The organism is Paenibacillus oryzisoli (genome assembly GCF_001653565.1).
GTDB lineage: Bacteria > Bacillota > Bacilli > Paenibacillales > NBRC-103111 > Paenibacillus_E > Paenibacillus_E oryzisoli.
In genome coordinates this window covers 1-21,108 of record NZ_LYPB01000059.1, presented here as the reverse complement: position 1 = coordinate 21,108, position 21,108 = coordinate 1, and the positions used below count along the sequence as shown (strand labels likewise).

General features: G+C 46.0%; 13 protein-coding genes. 3 read left to right on the top strand and 10 right to left on the bottom strand.

Annotated features, from left to right (window positions below):
- Positions 1 to 566: 566 nt before the first annotated feature.
- The 4 genes from A8708_RS12220 to A8708_RS12205 are packed head-to-tail and all read right to left on the bottom strand — an operon-like array spanning position 567 to position 6,457.
- Complete coding sequence (locus A8708_RS12220) at positions 567 to 1,973, bottom strand: MATE family efflux transporter (protein WP_068663752.1); 1,407 nt, start codon at positions 1,971 to 1,973, stop codon at positions 567 to 569.
- Between the two features lie 52 nt (positions 1,974 to 2,025).
- Positions 2,026 to 3,855: a cache domain-containing sensor histidine kinase gene (locus tag A8708_RS12215; RefSeq protein WP_068663751.1), complete on the bottom strand. Its 1,830-nt coding sequence runs from the start codon at positions 3,853 to 3,855 to the stop codon at positions 2,026 to 2,028.
- Positions 3,852 to 5,348 carry an extracellular solute-binding protein gene (locus tag A8708_RS12210; protein WP_239696648.1) on the bottom strand — a complete coding sequence of 499 codons (1,497 nt, stop codon included), beginning with the start codon at positions 5,346 to 5,348 and terminating at the stop codon, positions 3,852 to 3,854. Before A8708_RS12210 ends, A8708_RS12215 begins: the two co-directional genes overlap by 4 nt.
- An 8-nt stretch (positions 5,349 to 5,356) precedes the next feature.
- The gene (locus A8708_RS12205; RefSeq protein ID WP_068663749.1) at positions 5,357 to 6,457 is read right to left on the bottom strand and encodes an SGNH/GDSL hydrolase family protein; all 1,101 of its coding nucleotides are present in this window, start codon (positions 6,455 to 6,457) and stop codon (positions 5,357 to 5,359) included.
- Between the two features lie 228 nt (positions 6,458 to 6,685).
- Between A8708_RS12205 and A8708_RS12200 the strand changes: the two genes are divergently transcribed.
- Genes A8708_RS12200 through A8708_RS12190 form a run of 3 tightly spaced genes read left to right on the top strand, consistent with a single transcriptional unit; the run spans position 6,686 to position 12,546 of the window.
- Entirely contained in the window at positions 6,686 to 8,281 is a 1,596-nt protein-coding gene (locus A8708_RS12200) for an FAD-dependent oxidoreductase (RefSeq protein ID WP_068663777.1), read from the top strand.
- Between the two features lie 25 nt (positions 8,282 to 8,306).
- Positions 8,307 to 9,365, top strand: a complete 1,059-nt coding sequence (locus A8708_RS12195; RefSeq protein ID WP_068663748.1) for a Gfo/Idh/MocA family protein — start codon at positions 8,307 to 8,309, stop codon at positions 9,363 to 9,365.
- 19 nt (positions 9,366 to 9,384) lie between these two features.
- The gene (locus A8708_RS12190) at positions 9,385 to 12,546 is read left to right on the top strand and encodes an Ig-like domain-containing protein (RefSeq protein WP_068663747.1); all 3,162 of its coding nucleotides are present in this window, start codon (positions 9,385 to 9,387) and stop codon (positions 12,544 to 12,546) included.
- 282 nt (positions 12,547 to 12,828) lie between these two features.
- Here the strand turns inward: A8708_RS12190 and A8708_RS12185 are convergent, their stop codons facing one another.
- The 6 genes from A8708_RS12185 to A8708_RS12160 form a co-directional block, all read right to left on the bottom strand.
- Complete coding sequence (locus A8708_RS12185; protein ID WP_068663746.1) at positions 12,829 to 13,665, bottom strand: Gfo/Idh/MocA family protein; 837 nt, start codon at positions 13,663 to 13,665, stop codon at positions 12,829 to 12,831.
- 108 nt (positions 13,666 to 13,773) lie between these two features.
- Positions 13,774 to 15,306, bottom strand: coding sequence for a type 2 periplasmic-binding domain-containing protein (locus tag A8708_RS12180; protein WP_068663745.1), 1,533 nt, complete (start codon positions 15,304 to 15,306; stop codon positions 13,774 to 13,776).
- Between the two features lie 103 nt (positions 15,307 to 15,409).
- Complete coding sequence (locus tag A8708_RS12175) at positions 15,410 to 16,330, bottom strand: carbohydrate ABC transporter permease (RefSeq protein ID WP_068663744.1); 921 nt, start codon at positions 16,328 to 16,330, stop codon at positions 15,410 to 15,412.
- A 30-nt stretch (positions 16,331 to 16,360) separates the two neighbouring features.
- Positions 16,361 to 17,266: an ABC transporter permease gene (locus tag A8708_RS12170; protein WP_068663776.1), complete on the bottom strand. Its 906-nt coding sequence runs from the start codon at positions 17,264 to 17,266 to the stop codon at positions 16,361 to 16,363.
- 246 nt (positions 17,267 to 17,512) lie between these two features.
- Positions 17,513 to 19,111: a response regulator gene (locus tag A8708_RS12165; RefSeq protein WP_068663743.1), complete on the bottom strand. Its 1,599-nt coding sequence runs from the start codon at positions 19,109 to 19,111 to the stop codon at positions 17,513 to 17,515.
- Between the two features lie 21 nt (positions 19,112 to 19,132).
- On the bottom strand, positions 19,133 to 20,749 hold the full coding sequence (locus A8708_RS12160; RefSeq protein ID WP_068663742.1) for a glycoside hydrolase family 10 protein: 1,617 nt from the start codon (positions 20,747 to 20,749) through the stop codon (positions 19,133 to 19,135).
- Between the last annotated feature and the right edge of the window lie 359 nt (positions 20,750 to 21,108).

Here is a 21,108-nt window from a genome sequence, read left to right as displayed (position 1 = left end):
GAACTTTAGTGCCTTAAAGGGATAGGGTGTCCTGGAGTAGAGAAATCTACATCAGGACACCCTGTTTTTAGTTGTTTTCATGTGAGATTTACACCAATTTCACAAATGGCATACTCTAATTTATACTTCACTAGCTTCAGTTTTAATTGCAAAACTGCTTGCGGACTGACTATAAGTTAAAATTATCGTCTTACAGACAGCTCCTACTCCTACTCCTACTTCTACTCTTCTCTTCTCTTCTCCTCCCCTACCCTACCCCTTCTGCTACTAACATACCTTTCTCCAACTCCACAAACCAAATAACTGGATTTTATGTTGTTATTGTTGTCGATTCTCACGTTTTGAGAGCAGTAGATGGATTTCCTACAGTTAATTTCTGCTAAAATCGTCCAAACTATTAATTAAGCTTAATTTACCTGTACTTTTTCCATCTATTCACTAAAATGTAGTAAATTCAGCAATATTAACTGTATATTTTACATTTATTTGAAAGTATGGCTGCGAATACAAGAAAAAACACCATCGCAAGGAAGGTGTCTTCTTGTCTGCATGTCTTCTTGTTTTCATTACTTTAACTCCGTCGCCGGCTCAATCAATCGATGGCGATACCATCGATCCCCCTTGAAACGCCAAAGGAATATTAGGCCACGAACTCCCCATTCAATATTCATCGCTAACCATACACCGATAATGCCCATGTGAAACAGGATGCCAAGCACATAGCCTAGAACGACCCGGAATAACCACATAGACAACATGGAGGTAACCGATGTGAATTTGGAATCTCCCGCAGCGCGAAGCGCGGCTGGCAAGAGAAAGCTGATTGGCCAGAGTGGAACCTGTGCAATTGCATTAATCAACACGATGATAAAAAGTTCCCGAATGATATCATCTGGCGGGTGAAATAAACTAATCAACGGTTTAAACAACGGAAGGAGAATCAGTGCCGTCAAGAGTAGCGTAAACGACGCAAGCCAAAGGAACGATTTGGCAAACTTGCGTGCGTCTTTCACATTTTGCGCACCCATACATTGTCCAATCACAGTTACCGTAGTTAGAGACAGCGCGGCAGCCGGAATCTGTAACACCCCTGCAATCGTACCGCCGATTGCATTCGTCGCCATAGCATGCGTCCCTAGACTAACGATAAATACTTGCGTTACGATTTTACCCCCATTAAAGAACATTTGCTCCGCTGCAAATGGAAGCCCGATAAACAAAATTTTCTTCATCATTGCGATATTAGCATGAAGTAAGTCGTATAATCGCATTTGAAAATTCGTATCTAATTTCACCACATACAGCACAGCTACGAATGCCGCTAGAAATCTGGACACATTCACGGCGATAATCAATCCATCTACACCCATCTGTAAGAAATGGATACATATTACGTTCAATAAGACATACGATAGATTCATAATTAACGAGAGTTTCAAGGATGTCTTGGACTTCCCGATCCCTCGCAATGTACCGCAAACAGCCTCCACAATTGCGATTCCCACATAAGATGCACTGCTCCCAATCAGATAGGTCTTGGCATAAGCGAAAACCTCCGGAGATGCAGTTCCGAATAGCAGCGTTAACACGGGTGTATGAAAAACAATCATTAACAAGCTAATGCCGAGCGCGAATGCTGACACTAGAGAAATGGAACTGGCTGCGGCTTTGGCTACCATGCCTTCGTTTCCGCTTCCTTTATACTGAGCGACGACCACCGTTCCACCTGTTGAAACGGCTACGAATACGCTGATCAGAAATATTTGCAGCGAATCAATCATACTTACTGCACTAACGGCAGCAACGCCTGATGAACTAATCATGGCAATATTCACCAAATTAAGCCCAACAAGGAATGCCTGATCGATAAGGATCGGTATATATAAACCAATAATCTGTTGATAATCCATCACTTTGCCGGAGAAATGCTTATGCAGCCAAGCTTTCCGTCTCAAGCTCCATGCCGTTCCCATCACATCATCTTCTTTTTCGTATATTTATCATGCTGTATGATCTCAGTGAGCGCTACCCTGCCTGCTCCTCTATGGGTGATTCACACATGTCCAGTGGGAGACGAAGCGTAATCCGCGTTCCCATGTGATGACCACTCTCAAATTGAAATTGTGACTCATTTCCATAATATAACTTCATTCGTGCAACAACATTTCGCAACCCGAACAGGTCCTTTTCCTTTTTGATATCGGTAGAAATACCTTCAACCGCTTGCCTAGCTGCTTCTTCTAACTTACCGCAGATATAATCTAGCCGATCATTACTAACACCAACGCCATTATCGCGTACTTCCAAGACGAGATAGCCACCATCGACATAGGAAGAAATGGCAAGTTCCCCGCCGCTGCTCTGTTTCTCTAAGCCATGTAGCACAGCATTCTCAACCAATGGTTGAAGGAGGAGCTTCAGCACATGATAATGCGCACTTTCCTCCGCAATATCGAAGCGCACCGTGAAATGATCTAGGAATCGCAGTTGCTGTACTTTAATATAATACTTCAAATGTTCAATCGTTTCTTTAACAGTAAAGGTCTCATTCCCTTTATTCAAGCTTAAACGAAAAAATTTTGATAGATTCAACACCATCTCACTAATTTCATCTGCTTCATAGTTTTTGGCCGTCCAATATATGGAATCCAAAGTATTGTAGAGAAAATGCGGATTAATTTGGGATTGCAAAAATTTCAGTTCCATTTTGGACAATAAAAGCTGCTTCTCATAGTGATCTCGAATCAGTGTTTTCTGATTTTCCGCCATCCGGTTAAACGATTCAATCACATAACCTAATTCATCTACACGAGTATCCTCGAGTTGGATGGTGAAATTCCCTGTGCGGAGCTGCTTCATCCCATAAGCTAATTTGCGCAGCGGTGCGGAGATACCACGATAAATAATCCAAGATGTCCAAATCGCCAAGACTAAACTGACAACTAAGATGCTATAAGAGAAAATCTTCAACGAGTCGGTATGACTCCGAATTTCCCATAGGGGCTGCTCCATCATCAGCGACCATCCAGATAGCTTCGATTTCACACTGATCGTAACCATTTCTGTCCCTGTTTGAGTTGATTTGCGAATCGTCCTGACTTTGTCCCCCTTCTCCCAAACTTGGTTATTCACACTTCCACCTGTGCCAGTGATCGATCTTCCGTCATTGTCGAAGAGATAAATATTCGCATTCTTGGAAGGCAGCAGAGGTTTCGCAAGCTCGATAAGAGCACTCTTTTTCACAGATAAAATAAGCAAATTCGGATTCATCAGCGTGCGGTTATAGGGATCCATCGTCCGAATCAGATGCACACTGTCCGCATCGAAGTAGGATTCACCTACCTGCGGTGTAAAAAAAATCGTTCCCCCGTTCGCTTCCATCAAATGCTGGTACCATTCTTGGTTCTCCGCACCCGCTGGCAGCTTGCCTCCACCGAATTTGGTCGAAATAACTGTGCGTGAAGGCATATGAATAATCGTGATTTGATCGACAATGAGATTAACAGTCGTCATGCTAGTTATCTGATCCATCACTTGGGCAAAGTGAACGAACGACTGCTTTTCCGGCTCTTGACCAACAGACTGCAGCGTAGTGTTCACATTCGTATCGAAAGCAATCAATGAGGATAACTGCTCAATATTTTGCAAAGTGAGATCGAGATAATCCGTCATGGTATGCAGGGCTCCCTGTGTCCTTTCCCCCGTCTGCACTTCCAGAATCACCTGCGATTTGGCTATAGCAAATAGGCTAAATCCCGCTAATGGGAGCAAAATGAGGAGAAAATACCAGGTCAACCGAACTTGAATATAACTGGTTAGTAATTTACGAATTCGGGATAAGAACTCTTTGATCATGGGTTGGTTTCTCGCCACCATTCATTCACTTCCCCAGTAATTTCATCACCGCCGGCTTCCTTCCACTTTTTCACAAAAGCGTCGAACTCCTCTATTGGGCTTAAGCCTGCAATAATTCGCGTAAAGGTATCCTCTTGCAGCTTAGAAAGCTTCACTTGATGCTTCCCCATTGCTGGCGTTGGAGGCCCGTTGAATCGGTCAACCATCAAATTCTGTTCGATCCGTTGGATGTTATCATATAGCCGGAATTGTGAACCAAGGGCTTCCAACCGATCTCGTGTGACAATTGGATCCGCTACATCCGCTAACGCACCGTAGATCCCACGATAGCCATGCTTCGTATGCTCATCAAATCGTATGGACAATTTCCCATTGACCCTTGTCCAAATTTCGTTCTCAAAGCCTAGCTTTAAGCTGGTTTGTCCTGGACCTGCAACGAAATCCAAGAACTTAACGACTGCTGCCGCCTTGTCGCTCTTGTTCGGAATCACGTTGTAGGATCGGACGTTAGTGGTACTGTACACACCATGTTTCCCATTCGGGCCAGTTGGGAAATCCAGCGGAATCCACTCCGCTTTGGGATCAGCTTTGCGATTTGCGGCAATATGTGAGCGCGTGTCCGACCAAGCTGCTGAGAATAATCCTACTCGTCCGCTTACAATTTTTTCTCCTAGTACATCAATTTTATTCAAAGGGAATTCGGGGTCTAGAATATCAGCGTCATACAAGCCTCGCAAATACAGAAGCGCCTCTTTCATTTCTGGAAGGATCCCCGAGTAGACCAATTTACCGTCTCGTTCATACCAAGCTTTCATTTGCACACCAAATGCGCCTAGAAATGGCGAAGTTCTGCGCAGCCGCTCCAAAATCGATAAGCCATAGGTATCCCTTTTCCCATTTCCATCTGGATCTCTCTCAGCAAAAGCCTTCATAACTGCCGTATACTCCTCAATTGTCTTAGGCGGCTGCATGCCTAGCTTATCCAGCCAATCCTTCCTGGCATAAATAATTTCGGTTCCTTTCACCTCGTTCAGACTCGGGATCGCATAGATCTTGCCATCCACGGTGACATTATCCCATGCTTCCTTGGGAATTTTGGCTCTAAGATTTGTCCCGTACTTATCCATATAATCATTCAAAGGCGTCAGCGCCTTCTGATTTACGAAATGGATAAACCACGATGGATCACTTGTATTCAGCAAATCCGGAGGCTCGCCAGACGCCATAATGACATTGAGCTTTTCATCATACCCATTGAGCGGAGGGAGCGTAACATTAACCTGAACACCAATGTTCTTCTCGATATAACTGAGATATGGATTATGATTCTCATCCATCCCCTCCGGGAAATTCATACCTAGGCTGTTCGCTACGATTCGAATTACAGGTTCACTTGCTGTACTTACCTTATTCTCTTCCTTCAGAGTCAAATTCGAAACACCGCAGCCAGCAGTTGAACAACAAGTGAGCATGATTAGAATTGCTGCCCTCATTCGTCTCATCATTCGAGTATTTCTTGGAGAACAGGCGTGATTCCGTCGGCCATGAGCAGAAATCCTAGATCAGTCGGATGCACACCATCGACAGTGGATTCATGCGCTTGTTCGCCTAGTAACGTTGAACCATCGTAAAAATAAATGTTGGCATCCCCATTTTCTCTTAAGAGCTCGACCGTGCGGAGCTGGACGCCTTTACGCTCTTCTTTTTCCAACCTCAACGCCTCGTTATACCTTTCCTTTGCATAAGTAATACAAGAAATTACAAGAATCGGCGTATACGGGTGCTTATTTCGATAAATACGAATGAATTCGGGCAACGTGGTTTGCAAACTCTCCGTGGATACACAGTTCGCTTCATAATCTAAGACGAGACAAGCTGGATCCGGTATTTCTGCTATAATGTGCGCAAGCTCGGGCTCTCCTTTGCCATTTCCTGAGAATCCTAGATTCAGAAATTCCCTATTTACTCGTCTGGATAAGATATTGGGATAAGCCATACCGGGACGGGTAGCGCAACCTCCCTGCGTGATGGAAGTCCCGTAGAAGATAATCTTTTCGCTGTTATCATAAGCTGGGGGCGGTGCAATTTGAGCCGATGGATCCAAGCCAATCCACACTTCCTGAACACCTTGGTACAATGGAAAATTCAGAGTGATGCTTCTATACGCTCGCTCCAAATCAGTAAACATAACGCTCTCATATTCGGTTTGTTTCGCATCGTACCGCGTTGTACTGCAATAGAACTGTTCACCTGGCTCTCCGATGTAACAATCGAATCCGCATTGACCTGTTGCTGGCATATGATACATATTTGCAGCGCCGGACAGCTTCACTTTAATAGAAAGTGAGCTTGCATTAGTCGTAAACCGAATTTGTCCACCAGCTGTACAATTTGCTAAGTGATCCACCGCTTCGGGCAGTACCCAAGCAGGATTTGCTGGCAGGCGACGATATTGCTGTTTCTCCGTAAGCCAACCAAAACCTGCTATATAGAAAGGTTCCGCAAGCGGCGAGTACCATTCCAATCCACTATCACCCGGTTGTGGAATCCTCATATTCTCATCCAATCTTAGAACGTCACTTGATTGCTGTTGATTATTCATGATTATCTCTCCCCTAATTATGATTTCGCATCCACACACTGTTAACCCGTTAGGTAATCATTCTTCGCCCTCGCTTGTATAATCCCTTTTTTTTCTCGGTGAATGGGTTATTAAAGTACCAAAAGAAGTCATGGTCCTCCGCTGTGGCTCTCGGTCTGCTGTAATACAATAGGGATAACCTGTAAATGCGTGCAGGTGAATTGGTTAAAGGAGGGACAATCATCGTTGGTGAACACGACAAGCAATCCTCATACACACACTTACCAGGCTGATATCGTCGTGATCGGCGGTGGAACCGGCGGCTACGCAGCTGCCCTAGCCGCTGCCAAATCCGGCAAAAAAGTAATCATGACCGAGGAAACCGACTGGATTGGCGGCCAATTAACGAGCCAAGCCGTCCCCCCGGATGAACACCCCTGGATCGAACAATTTGGGTGTACCCGCAGTTATCGACAGTTCCGAGATGGCGTACGTGACTATTATCGCCGTCTCCTCCCCCTTACCGCAGACGCGCGTTCTCGAACGCTGCTTAATCCTGGTAATGGCGGCGTATCACGATTATGCCATGAGCCGCGGGCAGCGTTAGCTGTCCTGCACGATATGCTGGCTCCTTATGTTAACAGCGGGCGGCTGCAGATTCTAACTCGTCATCGCATAGAATCCACAGATGTGGACGGCGATGATGTTCGTTCCGTCACAGTTCGCAACTTGACGAGCAGCGAAAGCGTTACGCTGTATGGCGCTTATTTCCTTGACGCTACCGAATGTGGCGATGTGCTGCCACTTGCGGGTGCGGAATATGTGACAGGAGCGGAGTCCAAGAGTCAGACTGGCGAACCGAATGCCGTAGAGGGCGATGCACTACCGCAAGACATGCAGGGATTCACGCAGTGCTTCGCCATGGACTACATCGAAGGGGAAGATCACACGATTGCGCGCCCCGAACGTTATGACTTCTGGAAGGCGTACAAAGCGGAGTTCTGGCCAGATAAGCTGCTCAGCTGGTCCGGTGTTCGTCCGAGTACGCTCGAACAAGTCTCCTATGAACTATTTGAAGGCACGGACAAGTACTCCCTATTCTTCTATCGACGCATTATCGATAGTCGTAACTTCGAGAAAGGCTTTTATCCAAGCGACATTACATTGGTCAATTGGCCGCAGAACGACTATTGGCTAGGCTCCGTGATTGACGTCAGCGCCGAGGAAAGAGAGCAACATTTATGGGATGCGAAACAGCTCAGCTTATCGCTGCTATATTGGCTGCAGACGGAAGCGCCTAGGCCAGATGGCGGGCAAGGTTACCCTGGTCTTCGCCTGCGCGCAGACATTGTAGGTACAGACGATGGGCTAGCCATGTATCCCTACATACGCGAGTCACGAAGGATCAAGGCCGAGTTCACCGTCCTGGAACAACATGTAAGCACAGCTTGTCGTCCCGACGGGAAAGCGGAACAGTTCCATGATTCCGTTGGCATTGGCTGTTATCGCATAGATCTCCATCCGAGTACAGGCAATCGTCATTATATAGATATCTCTTCACTGCCATTCCAGATTCCACTAGGCAGCTTAATCCCGATCCGCATGAACAATTTGCTGCCAGCTTGCAAAAACCTAGGTGTCACCCACATCACCAATGGATGTTACCGTCTGCATCCCGTCGAATGGAACATTGGCGAAGCAGCTGGGTTCCTCGCAAGCCACTGCATTGACCGTGGCATACCGCCACGCGAAGTGCGCAATGAGGCTTCTGAACTGCTCATTTTCCAGAATATGCTTGAGAGTTACGGTATCGAGCTGGCTTGGCCTGCAATTCGTCCCGTTTAATAGGTGAAAGAAGAGGTGCATGTACATGAGTAAAATACGTATTGGTGTCGTAGGCGCAGGTTCCATATCCGAAATGCATTTGAAATCGTATCATACGAATCCGGATGCTGAACTCTATGCCATCTGTGACTTGAACGAAGAACGCGCGAAAGCCAAAGCTGAAAAATACGGCATCCAACATATCTATACGAGCTATGAGGATTTGCTAGCGAATGAGGCAGTAGATGCGATAAGCATTTGTACATGGAATAACAGTCATGCCCAAATCTCCATCGCTGCCTTGGAGGCTGGTAAAAACGTACTCACCGAAAAGCCACTATGTACATCGGTGAAAGAGGCGTTAGAAGTCGAGGATGCCGTTCGTCGTACTGGCAAAACGCTGCAAGTCGGTTTCGTTCGCCGTTATGCCTCGAATACCCGCATCATCAAATCATTCCTCGATAACAATGAGCTCGGCGATATTTACTACGCGAAAGCATCTTGTATTCGTCGTTTGGGCAACCCTGGCGGCTGGTTCTCCGATGTGGATCGTTCAGGGGGCGGCCCTCTAATCGATGTAGGCGTACACGTGATTGATCTTTGCTGGTACTTGATGGGACGACCTAAAGTTAAGTCGATTTCTGGTAATACCTACAAAAAGTTAGGTAATCGCGCCAATGTGAAGAACTTGGCTTTTTACAAAGCTGCCGATTACGACCCTACGCACAATACCGTCGAGGATTTGGCCAATGCCTTGATTCGATTTGAGAACGGCGCTTCGATTCTCGTAGACGTTAGCTTTACGCTGCATGCCAAGGAAGATGAATTAACGGTGAAGCTCTACGGGGAAAAAGGCGGAGCAGAATTAGAGCCTGAGCTCTCCATCATTACGGAGAAGTACGATACGATCTTGAACCTCACGCCACAAATTAATAATTTGAGCTTCGATTTTGTCGCTGGCTTCCAAGACGAGATCAACTACTTCATTGAAGTGTGTCAAGGCACGAAGGAGACTCTTTCCCCCGTACAAGATGGGGTTGAGATGATGAAAATACTTTGCGGTGTCTATGAATCTAGCGAAAAAGGTGAAGAAATCCGTTTCTAGGGAAGGAATGTGAAACCAATTGAAAAATTCGAAATGGCTAATCATGACTTTATTGATTACACTACTCGCTTCTTCTTGGTCCATCACCGCATCTGCGGCAACCAGTCCCACTGATTTCATTGAAGTAGAAGCGGCTCCCGTCGATATCACCATCGATATTGAGGGTCCGCGCAAGCAAATTAATGCCCTTGATACGGATATGAGTCGCATCACCGATTATGTTGCGCTATACACCACGGAATTCGCACCATCCGTTACCGTTGGCACCACCTCCGTCGGCGTTGTCGTCGATGCGACAAATCATGTGACACGGGTCGTCAATCCATCCGTTAACGGCGGTGTGCCTGTCTGGACAGGACCGACAACCTTGGCAATCCCGCAAGGCGGCTTCATTCTTATCGCGAATGATGACAGCTGGGCGAACAAAACTTTTAAACAGTATTTAGCGAAAAATTTCAAGGTCGGCGACCTCATTAAGCTGCGTAAAAATGGTGAAGTAGTCCCTGTCTCCGCACTTATGACGGGTCAGGGGCCTCAAGCGCGACTTCAACTGGACAACGACGATTGGTTTACGGTAACTACTCCGACAACGACGGTTTCCGGCAAGTTGGAAAACTTGGAGTCAGGTGTCACCTATGCGATTCGCGTTAATCAAACTTCGGTTGCCTTGCAAGCGAATGGCAATTTCCAGAGTGAGATTGGTCTTGCTGAAGGCGTGAATTACCTAGATGTCGTCGCTTCTAAGAATGGCGTAGAGAATGATCGAAAAACGCTTGTTGTGTTTTATAAAATGCAAACGAGCACCCCCAAAGAGGTCGTCCTCTGGGTCGATCAAGGTACCAATATTTTCAAACTGCAAACACCTGAAAATATCCGTGATATGCTGACGAAAGCGAAAGATGCTGGCGTGACGGCTATTGCGCTTGATGTCAAAGGTGTCGAAGGCTTCGCCAACTATAAGAAGAATGATTTGACTGGGCGTCCGCATATCTCGCAGATGACAGCACCGACGCGTGCAGGTGCCAATCCCAATCTGGATATGTTGGAAGAGTTTATCAAGTACGGGCATCCCCTTGGTATTAAAATCCACGCAGCCTTCAATGTATTTGCTGAAGGCTCGCCTGCACACAACGAGTACGGACTGCTCAACCAGCATCTAGATTGGGAAGAGCATGTATATCGTCCCGAGGATAACGGTCAAATTTTACGTCTGCGTGAGAGCAAATATTATACATCGGGTAAGTCCCTTGTTGCTTTTGTGAACCCAGCCAATGATGACGTAAGAGCTTTTGAGTTGAGGAATATGGAAGAAGTCATCAAGAACTACGATGTAGACGGCGTTGTTCTGGATCGTACCCGCTATGACAACGAAACGGCCGACTTCAGCCCTCTGACACGTGCGAAGTTTGAAGCGTTTCTTTCCACAAGAGGTAAGCAGTTAACGAATTGGCCTGCGGATGTGTTCAGCTACGTAAACAACGTTCGTATCGCGGGTCCCCACATCAATGATTGGTGGGAGTTCCGCTCACAAACGATCAAAACGTTCACGGATGATGTCCGTGTACTAACCGATCGTTACTCCGCTTTGAAAGGTCATAAGGTCTATTCCTCTGCTTATGTGGGGTCTTGGTTTGAATCCTATTACTTGAACGGCGTCCATTGGGGCAGCCCGAATTTCAAGTACGATAGCCGTTTACAACTACCGGATGACAGCCTTTATACGGACTCTTATGCACAGACCGGTTATGCAGGGAACATCGATTTCCTCATGATTGGCACGTATCAAACGACACAAAAGGAAATTGAACATCATATTACCTTGGGCAATATCGTCACTAACGGCGAAGTACCGATGTACGCAAGTATTGCTTTGGCGAACATCCAAGACCCTCCACTACAGCGTTCGGTGTTCCAAGCAGGCTTGTCGCAATCGAACGGCCTCATGCTCTTCGATCTGTCACAAGTCAACTGGTCTGTGGTAAAGGCATCACTCCATGATGTCGCATACGTCAAGGATTATCAAATCGGCTCCAGTATACCAGGTAGTCCTGAGTCGTTCCTCGAAGGGGATCTCTTCAATGTGAGCCGGAACGAGAATAATCTCAACATCTATTCCGATGACTTCGGCCTAACAACAGCCACTAGCACGTTCGGTGTAGAAGCTGTCGTGGACAGTTCAGGTAAAGTCACGAAAGTCGTTAACCAACCCCAGGCACTTACTTGGAACTGGACCAATATGTCGCCAAATAACAGTGTGATTCCACAAGGCGGCTTCGTGATCTCTGCACTGGATGCTTCTGGCGTACGAACAAGAAGACAGTTAGTCGCAAGAACTTTCAAGGTTGGCGATAACGTTCGTTCAGCTGTGTTACGCGGATATTTGGATTATGCGAACACGAGCACCGCACTGTCTAATCTAACGATCAAAGGCGAAGTGGAAGTGATTGGAACGGGGACGGCACGTGTACTTCTAAATGGTGTACCGGCTGAGGTGTCTAGTAATGGAGACTTTATTGGACATGTCCCGCTCGCAATTGGCGTTAATAGCGTGCAAGTTTCCGTCTATGTAGACGATCGCAAGACAAATGAAAAAACGATTAACATCACACGTACAGCCCCAACGTTAACAGGCATCGAACTGGATGCTCCTGCTTATCGTCTTGTTGCAGGCGATAAGCATGCTTCCGTTGTGACCGCTGTTTACTCGGATCAGACGAGCGTTGTTGTCGCTGGAGCTTCTTACAACTCCAGCAATCCATCGGTAGCAACGATTGCCGCAGATGGTAGCGTTACTGCTTTGAAAGCAGGTACTACGGAAATTACGGCTACGTTCGAGGGCAGAACCGCAAAGTCCATAGTCACTGTTGTGATTGTGACAAGTCTGAGCTTCGACGAAAACAAACACAGTCTAGTCAAAGGTGACACCTACCAAGCACCGCTTAAAGCAACTTACTCCGATGGTGTCGTTGGCTACATCAACCAAGGCGTTACTTACAGCTCCTCCCACGATAAAGTGGCGTCCATTACAGCTGACGGCATCATCACAGCTGTAAAGCCCGGATCTGCTACGATCACAGCCACGTATCGAGGCAAGCAGGCGGATATTAAGATTAAGGTATTCAATAGCCATAAGGACAAAAGTGAAGGGAGCTTGACCGATTTTGATGAAGACCTTGAGTAATTAAGCCTCTCTCCACACACATAGCCGTCGCTTCAGAGGAGATAGTCGGATTAACCGACTATCTCCTTTTCTAATGGCCACTCCCACACATACCTTACTCTCCCACCCCCACCATTAATCCGAAAATTCCCAACTATTCTCACCGTCCGCAGTAACAATCTTCCAATAGTCCGAGTTAACCCATTTAAATCGCCCAAACGACCAAATAGCAGGGAAAATGGGCATTTAGTTTGAACAAAAAAAAGATCCAGCCACTTCCCAAAGAAGAAGCCGGATCTTTTATTATTTCAGTTGCAGCCACTGATAAGGGGTCTTCGCTGCCCTCGCTCCCAAATCAAGAATCGTAGCAATTGCCATCGTTTCCTCTTGAGCAACCGGCGGCTGGCCCGACTCAAAAAAACCAACCAAATTTTCAATAAACGCCCCAAAGAAGTCCGACTCAATCTTTAGAAATCTTGACTGCCCTCCGTCATAATAAAGCGCCATACTAAATGGACACTCCGGGCCGTATTGATGAAACACTGCTTGCCGGCCATCCCCGTATCCAATTAGCAACGCTGGCGTGTGGTCTGTGCCAACCCACATCACACGTCTCACATCCGTCCCCATCAAGGAGACGATTGGCTCCACCTGATGAATAGCATAGTTCGTAAACATCCCAGGCCCTAAGCTGATGAGAGACTCGATCCCTTGCTTCTCGATACCGGAATACTCCGCTGCAAACCGCAAAGCAGAGGTTGAGAACATGGGGGTTCGGTGCTTATCAGCGAGTTCAAACATCCGTAAGGCAGATGCGCGATCTGGAGCAAACGTTTTATCAATATACGTTGGCTTGCCCGACTGCAGCGCCAACTGTGCAAGCTCTTCATGATACTCTGGGTGATCCGGTGAAAGAACGACCAAATAATCACTATGCTCCACAACTTTCTCAATGGAATCCAGCAACTGAATTCCTTTCTTCTGGCACCATTCCGCATTACTAAGCTTCCCATCCTGGTTCGATTTCCCATAAGCATATGTAACTTGCATACGTCCACTCGATGCCTTATCAATCCAGCCTGGATATTTCTCAGCGTGCCACTCATCTAGAAAATAGTCGATAAATCCGATCTTCTTCATCTCATTCTCCACTCCCTCTGAACTACTATTCGACCGTCCAAATTGGACAGGCAGGTGTGTTTATCTCGAATCAAAACCCCCACGGCATCACCGCAGGGGATTTCTCACCTATTTCTTGTTCGCCGCATACCATTCATTGGCCGCTTTGGTCATTTCTTCCCCGCCATCTGCTTTCCATTGCGCTAAGAACTTATCATAGTTTTCGAGCGGTTCTGCACCCGTAATGAATTTCAAATACGTATCTTCCATCAACTTTTGCAATTTCAAATTGTATTTCCCAATCGCTTCTAGCGGTGGCGCAAAAGCAAGTGGATCCAGTACAATGTTGCCTTTGGCCGCTTCCTGAATCTTATTGAAGGAATCCGTTAAGATTGGATCTTTACGAACGCGCGCTTGCCAATAGATTGGATAATTTTTCTCATCCACACCTGTTAAGAACGTAGAAGCATTGTTGTATTCATCATTGAATTTTGGCAGTATCGGGAAATAATTACCGTTTTCCAACTTATAGTGAACGCCTTCTTTGCCAATCGCTGCTTCTTTGAATATATCTTTATCCAGCTTCAGATCCAAGTATTTAATAATATCTTCTTTGTTATCCGCCCACTTCGGTATACCGACATAGAAGCTGATCCCTGCGCTGCCCATGACTTGGACTTTGCCATCATCCCCTTTGAGGTAAGGGAAACTGCCGATCTTGGCATTAGGGGAGTTTTTCAATAGGGCATTTTGTACCGTCGGCGCGTTAAAATATGCATTTGAAATGATTGCCGCTTTGCCGCTTGTGAAATTCTCAATCACTTTATTCGCTTGGTTCAGCGACCATTCCTGATCGATCAATTTCTCTGTGTATAGCTTCTTCATGAATTCCAAATATTTCTTCATATTCGGATTCTCAACGGAATTCACCAATTTACCGTTGACATCCTGCCACCCGGTCGTGGCTGTTCCCTGAACCATCGGTATGCCGAAAGTTGGAAGTACCTCAGGCAACAGAGGGCTTTTCCCACCAGACATCCCGATGACATTTTTCTTTTCTTTCAATGTTTTTAGAACCGTATACAATTCATCACGTGTCGTTGGTGCTTTCAAGCCAAGCTCATCCATCCAATCCTGACGAACGATTAGCTGTGTATTTACAATTGTCCCTGATCCTGTTTGCGGGATGCCGAAAATTTTACCATTCAGCTTCGCCCCGTTCCAAGAAGTCTGGGAAATCACATTTTTCATATTCGTACCATATTTGTTGACCAACTCATCAATCGGCTCCAGTGCACCTGAAGCTGCTAACTTCGAATATTGAGGTCCACTAAGCAGCATATAAGCATATTTCTCTTTGTTCGCCATTAGCAAATTGAGTTTGTCATCCGGATTCTCAACCGGCAGCATGTCGTAGGTCACCTTGTAGCCCGTTTTTTCATTCAGGAACTTGGCGACAACTTCGGTATTGGGATCAAAGCGTGCATATTGCAGCAATGCTTTGAATTCCGGCTTTGGCTTACTCGCATCGACGGTTACAACAGGTGCCGTTGATGCGGCCGGCGTCGTGGAACTACTTGTCGTTGAACCGGTTCCACCACAGGCTGTAATCGCCGCTGTCACCGCTGTTATGGACATGAGAACTAACATTTTTTTCACCATGTAAGAACCTCCCTATTTTTCCCTTTGAGAATGGATACTGCCATATACCAACAATCTTGGAACCCTTGTAGCGTTGGTCCACCACCACCTTTCACAAGTTAGATCATCCCTTTACAGAACCTACCAACACACCTTTAACAAAATATTTCTGTAGAAAAGGATATACGCATACGATTGGAAGCGTAGCTAGTATGATCGAAGCAGCCTGAATCGACTGCGGTGATACGTTCAACGAAGCATCGACATTCGTCCGCATAAATGTATCTGTCGAAGAAACGAACAATTCCTTCAAGTACAGCTGCAACGGCTTCAAATCAGCCGAGTTAATATAGATAAGCGATGTAAAATAATCGTTCCAGAAGGTCACCGCATAAAATAAGGCAATCGTCGCAAGTACAGGCATTGAAAGAGGTAGAATAATTTGCGCAAATATTCGCATATTGCTAGCCCCGTCCATTTTGGCCGATTCCTCCAGGCTGTCAGGCAGGCTTTCGAAATAATTTTTGACAATCAGCATATTGTAGACGTTAATCATGTACGGTAAGAAGAGAACCGGCAGCTTATCAATGAGATGGAGCTTGTGCATAAGCAGATACGTTGGAATTAGACCACCGCTGAACAGCATCGTAAATAAATACATGAGGATGAACAGCTTCCGTCCCCTTAATCTTGGTTTCGAGAGTGGATATGCGGCAAGTGTCGTCATGAAAAGCGAAATAAGCGACCCAACAATCGTTACGGTAACGGATATCGTAAAGGCACTTAGAAACATGGCGTTGCTTGCCACATACGTATAGGTCCCTATTTGGAAATCAATTGGATATAGACTCACCATCCCCGCTACAACAGCCGCCTCGCTACTTAGTGATTTGGCAATGAGGTTAACAAACGGAAAAATGGTCGATAAGCCCAATAGAATAAAGATGGCGTGATTGGCCACAGTGAACACTTTCTCGCCAAGCGATAACGGGATGGCTGAGGACTTTCTGCTGTGCCTAGGTTGTAAACTGCTCTTCATATTCATCTCAGATCCTCCTTACGCTGGATGCATCATTTACCAGATACCTCGTCCAAAAAACTTTCGAGCCAGTCCGTTACCGGTTAGAATCAAAATAAACGCAACAACAGATTCGAATACCCCGACAGCTGTTGAAAAGCTATAATCTTGTTCGCCGAGTCCAATGCGGTACACGTAGGTTCCAATAACATCTGCGACATTGTAAACACTCGGATTATACATGACGAGGATTTGTTCCGTTCCGGCCTCCAACACATAGCCCAGACGAAGTATGAACATGAGCAGAATAATCGGTATTAGACCAGGCAATGTGATATGTACAATTTGCTTCCATTTATTGGCGCCATCGATCTTAGCCGCTTCATATAAACCGGGATCAATACTAGCTAAGGCTGCGAGATAGATGATCGTGTTCCAACCTGTTTCTTTCCAGCCTGCCGTCCCAATGAGCACAGAACGAAAAATCTGACTGTCTAAGAAAAATCGAATCGGTTCTCCCCCCATGGCGACGATCATTTTGTTCACGATACCACCGTTCGTGGAAAGTAAATCGATGAATAATCCGCTGACAATAACCCAAGATAGGAAGTGAGGTAAGTAGACGACGGTTTGGATACTTCGTTTGAAGGCCATGTTTTTCAATTCATTAAGTAGAATCGCAATAACGATCGGAAGGGGGAAGAGGAACACTATTTTGTAAAGGGAAATAAGTAATGTGTTCTGAAATACCTGCAAAAAACTTGCCGACGAAATCAATTTATCGAAATGTTTCATCCCAACCCATGGACTTGCTGCCATGCCGTCAAAAATATTGAAATCCTTGAAGGCAATGATAATTCCGTACATCGGAGTGTACTTGAATAGCAGGAGAAATGCGATGCCAGGCAGAAGCGCGAGATATAAATCCCAATCTTTCCTGACATCGATCCCCAATTGACGCATATATCTTTTTTTAACATTTTTACTGATAGTTAGGGCCGTTTCTTCCGTCGTATTCGTATCGCTCAAGGTGCCTCCTCCTTCGTGGTCACTTTCTAAACCTAGTGTATCATCCCCCGTTTTAATGCGAATTAGAGGAATATTACTTGTTTTGGTACTTTCATAACTTCTCGAATAGAAATATGAAAATGAAATAGAAAAAACCTTCCCGAGAAATCCGAGAAGGCTGCCAAACGGCTTAACTGGCTATCAGTTACGTATTTCCCCGGGCGTGACACCCCAGTATTTACGGAATACTCTTGTAAAATAACTAACATCTCTGTACCCCACCGCAGATGCGGCATCGTATACACGTGAGCCCTCTTGTAAAATCGCTTTGGCCCGCTCCATTTTGCGTTCCATCACATAGGTAGAGAAAGCTTTACCCGTTTCCTGTTTAAATAGTCGGCTTAAATAGGAGGAATTCACATACATTCTGTCAGCAACAGCATGCAGGGTCATTTCCTGGTCAATCTCGTTTTCCACGAGACTGAGAATGGTTTTGATCATGCCATGGCTGGTCGATTTGCGCCTCTGACCGGCATAGGCCAAATAAGCTTTAATCATCCGCTGCAGCCAGAAGAAGATCTGCTCCTTAGAAGCCAGCTCCGAATGGTTATGGAAATAGACATAATCCTCACCAGCTACTTCCCGTACGGGCCAGCCCTGCTTTTGAATCATACCTACGAATAAATAAGTAAAATACAGAATATGCTCACGAATTTCATCTACGCTTTCCGCTTTCGCCATGCCACCGTTCCAAAGTGCAGTTAACATGTCTAATGCCGTATCCCCATCACCTGTTTCAAGGGCAATTTCAAGTGTTTTCTCATGGTTCGGCTGAAACGTCAGTTCCGAATCACTCCCTTGCTCCGCCCGATAAGGGATCGCCAAATCATGACCCAGAACAATACGATCTTGTAGGGCACGTACTGCTTGAACATAGAGTTTATTCATATCTGCTAAACTGCCGGTCATCCCACTGATTCCCGCGCTAGCACTAAGCTTGAGACAGCTTTTCACTGTAAATAACAGTTTCTCCGTCAAAGCATTTATTTTTTGCAGCGCTAATTGAGGTTCTTCTTCCCGGTTCACTTGAAAGATGATGACTGTACAACCCGTATAGGTTGTAGAAACCAAACATCGGATTGACGCTAGCGTTTCCTTCACAATACTACTGAGCGAGAATTGGAGCAAGGACATGTCTTTCCGGCTAAATCGGTTGTCTGATTCTGAAATGGGGTCCATATCCACGATCGTCACGGCGTAAGCAGCATCCTCATGCAGATCCAAGTGCAAATCCTTCGACTTCTGACTAATCTCCCAGTTTTCATACTTCCCATTCAACAAACCTTGGACAAATTCATTAACCAAATGCGGAAGATGAAGCTGCCACTTCATCTTCAACTCATCTTCGTTATGACGCTGCTCCAGCTCACTCCTCAGTTTCTCTGCGGCTTCGAGCACGGTCCCCAGTATTTCCTCATCGCCTGCTGGTTTTAATAAATACTTCATAATACCAAGCCCCAGTGCCTCTTGTGCGTAACTAAAGTCATCATGACCGCTCAGTACGATAATTTTCAACAAAGGATCCGCTTGACGCAGATGCCTGGATAACGTTAATCCATCCATTTCCGGCATCTGTACATCCAGCAGAATAATGTCTGGCTTTTTACGGTCAATCATTCGCAGAGCCTCCGCCCCATTGCCAGCTTGACCCACAACTTCAATCCCATGCTTATCCCATGGAATGTTATTCGCTAACGCATTGCGGAGACGGATTTCGTCTTCGACGATTAATAAATTCATCCAGAGACCTCCACTCGGAAATTAATTCACTTGCTTCCTCTGTGCGTAATGTAGAAGTTCTTTTACCTCTTGTAGTGTGTTCGTCAATTGTTCCACGACAGCAGGATAAATCCGTTCATTCATTTGATGCTGGACTAGCAACTGCTTTAATTCCGCTAACGCTTCATGCAAAATCTGAAATCCACCATCATTTTGTAAAACAACCAGAAACGCATCCACCTTATCCATAATGGCAATCGCAGTGTGCTTATGAACTGCAAGTCGTGGAAGGTAAATGTGTTCCACATCTACTTTGACCGCATCCAACAACGCTTGGATCGCACGTAGCGGGAACAATCCCGTGGAAATCGCAGCGTTTCGCCACGGCCCGAGTCGCAGCGCGCGAATCGTTTCGTCCGTCGCTTGGCCGAAAGCAAATAGGACCGTACCCATGTCGATATCCTGGGCTGCAAGAACCTGTTCAATCGTTTCCTGAGCGCCCAATTGCGCATACATCGGGTAAATGCCACTGTAAATAAGATTACCAGGCATCAATTCTTCCTTAGTCAATTGGACAGAGGGGCGGACCTCTAAGGCAGTTGAATGATAAGCTTGTGGGATTACAATATCAACGTGCTGCGACCAACTACCAATTTTATTAGACTCCGCTCCAGGTTCAAGTGCAGCCGATACAACTAGATTCGGGTTGATCCGCTTCAATTCCTTGTACAACAACGAAACAAAATCATCCTCCTGTCGCTCCAGCCACCTCACCCATGTCGCCCAAAGATCCTCCTGTTCATGAGAAATCTCCAGCGGATCCCATCCATGTTCACGTTCAAAGGCCTCACGTGCATACAAACTGAAGCAATAATTATTCTGCCAGTCCTCATCTGCCTGCGGGAACCTCATAAAATCCAAATTAATACCAGCAACTGTGTATGTAGAAACAATCTCTTTGACAACGTCCATAAAATACTTACGAACAGAAGGATTGATCAGATCAAGCCAATAGTAACCTGTCCCTTGTTGGGGTAACGGCTTCTGCGAATGCGCTTGTCTGTGCGACAGCGCAGACCATTCTGGATACGCCCGCAGAACTGGCCCTCCCGTCGGGTCGACACCAACCATAAATCCGTCCAACCACGCATGAACCGCAATTCCTCGTGACTCTCCTTCCTGAACGAACGCTTCCAATGGGTCATACCCACGAAAAGCAGGATGCTGAGCCTCTATCCCTTGTAGCATTGCCGTATGACTAGGGAAGATCGTATACCCCCATAGCCACGTCTCCAGATACAACTCATTGAAACCAGCCGCTTGTACCCGATCCAATGTACGGCTCACTTCATCACGACTTTTCTCAATGGGACGATACCAGACTCCGCGCGCTTCCGCAACTCGACTGGGCAGAGAATACAGGTACCCCTCCCATGCCTCCGTAGATGCAAGCGTTGCCTTAGTTAGACATCTCACCTTATCAGTAGCAACTAACTGTCGCGCTTCTTCAAGCAGCTGATCCGCTCTCGCCAGATGATATCTAGCCAAGTCAAATGGAGCGTTCATATAGCGCTCCCAGTTCGTCTCTACCCTTCGCTTCGCAGAAGCAATTTGACTTTCTACCTGCTCTACAGATCGTCCGATTTCCTGATTAAGCATGGGTTAAGCTCCCCTTCTACCCTGTTTGGTATAGAAAATAACATAGATATGCTGATCTTCCTAGGGGGCTTCCATGACTTCCTTTGGTAATCTGATGTGGAAGAACAAGAAAAAGCAAGTCTCAACCATCAGAAATGGAAGAGCTTGCTTATTATTCAATCAAACTAGCCGGTAAGTGGTGTTTTGATGTACCTCAACCGTGTATGCGCTGCAGTTGCTGCCAACTCCACTAATTAACAAACTGCGCATGAGGCGCCGCACAGCAATAACTGGAAAACATACAGGCCTGTTGATTAGCCAAATATTGGAATGTTGGCAGGATAAATAACACCACTGGATAAGAACACCCTCCATTCTGG

Bases quoted from the DNA above. Each gene is read 5' to 3' on its own strand.
- A8708_RS12220 (WP_068663752.1), bottom strand. From the start codon at position 1,973: ATGGGAACGGCATGGAGCTTGAGACGGAAAGCTTGGCTGCATAAGCAT.
- A8708_RS12215 (WP_068663751.1), bottom strand. From the start codon at position 3,855: ATGATCAAAGAGTTCTTATCCCGAATTCGTAAATTACTAACCAGTTAT.
- A8708_RS12210 (WP_239696648.1), bottom strand. From the start codon at position 5,348: ATGAGGGCAGCAATTCTAATCATGCTCACTTGTTGTTCAACTGCTGGC.
- A8708_RS12205 (WP_068663749.1), bottom strand. From the start codon at position 6,457: ATGAATAATCAACAGCAATCAAGTGACGTTCTAAGATTGGATGAGAAT.
- A8708_RS12195 (WP_068663748.1), top strand. From the start codon at position 8,307: ATGAGTAAAATACGTATTGGTGTCGTAGGCGCAGGTTCCATATCCGAA.
- A8708_RS12185 (WP_068663746.1), bottom strand. From the start codon at position 13,665: ATGAAGAAGATCGGATTTATCGACTATTTTCTAGATGAGTGGCACGCT.
- A8708_RS12180 (WP_068663745.1), bottom strand. From the start codon at position 15,306: ATGGTGAAAAAAATGTTAGTTCTCATGTCCATAACAGCGGTGACAGCG.
- A8708_RS12175 (WP_068663744.1), bottom strand. From the start codon at position 16,330: ATGAATATGAAGAGCAGTTTACAACCTAGGCACAGCAGAAAGTCCTCA.
- A8708_RS12170 (WP_068663776.1), bottom strand. From the start codon at position 17,266: ATGCGTCAATTGGGGATCGATGTCAGGAAAGATTGGGATTTATATCTC.
- A8708_RS12165 (WP_068663743.1), bottom strand. From the start codon at position 19,111: ATGAATTTATTAATCGTCGAAGACGAAATCCGTCTCCGCAATGCGTTA.
- A8708_RS12160 (WP_068663742.1), bottom strand. From the start codon at position 20,749: ATGCTTAATCAGGAAATCGGACGATCTGTAGAGCAGGTAGAAAGTCAA.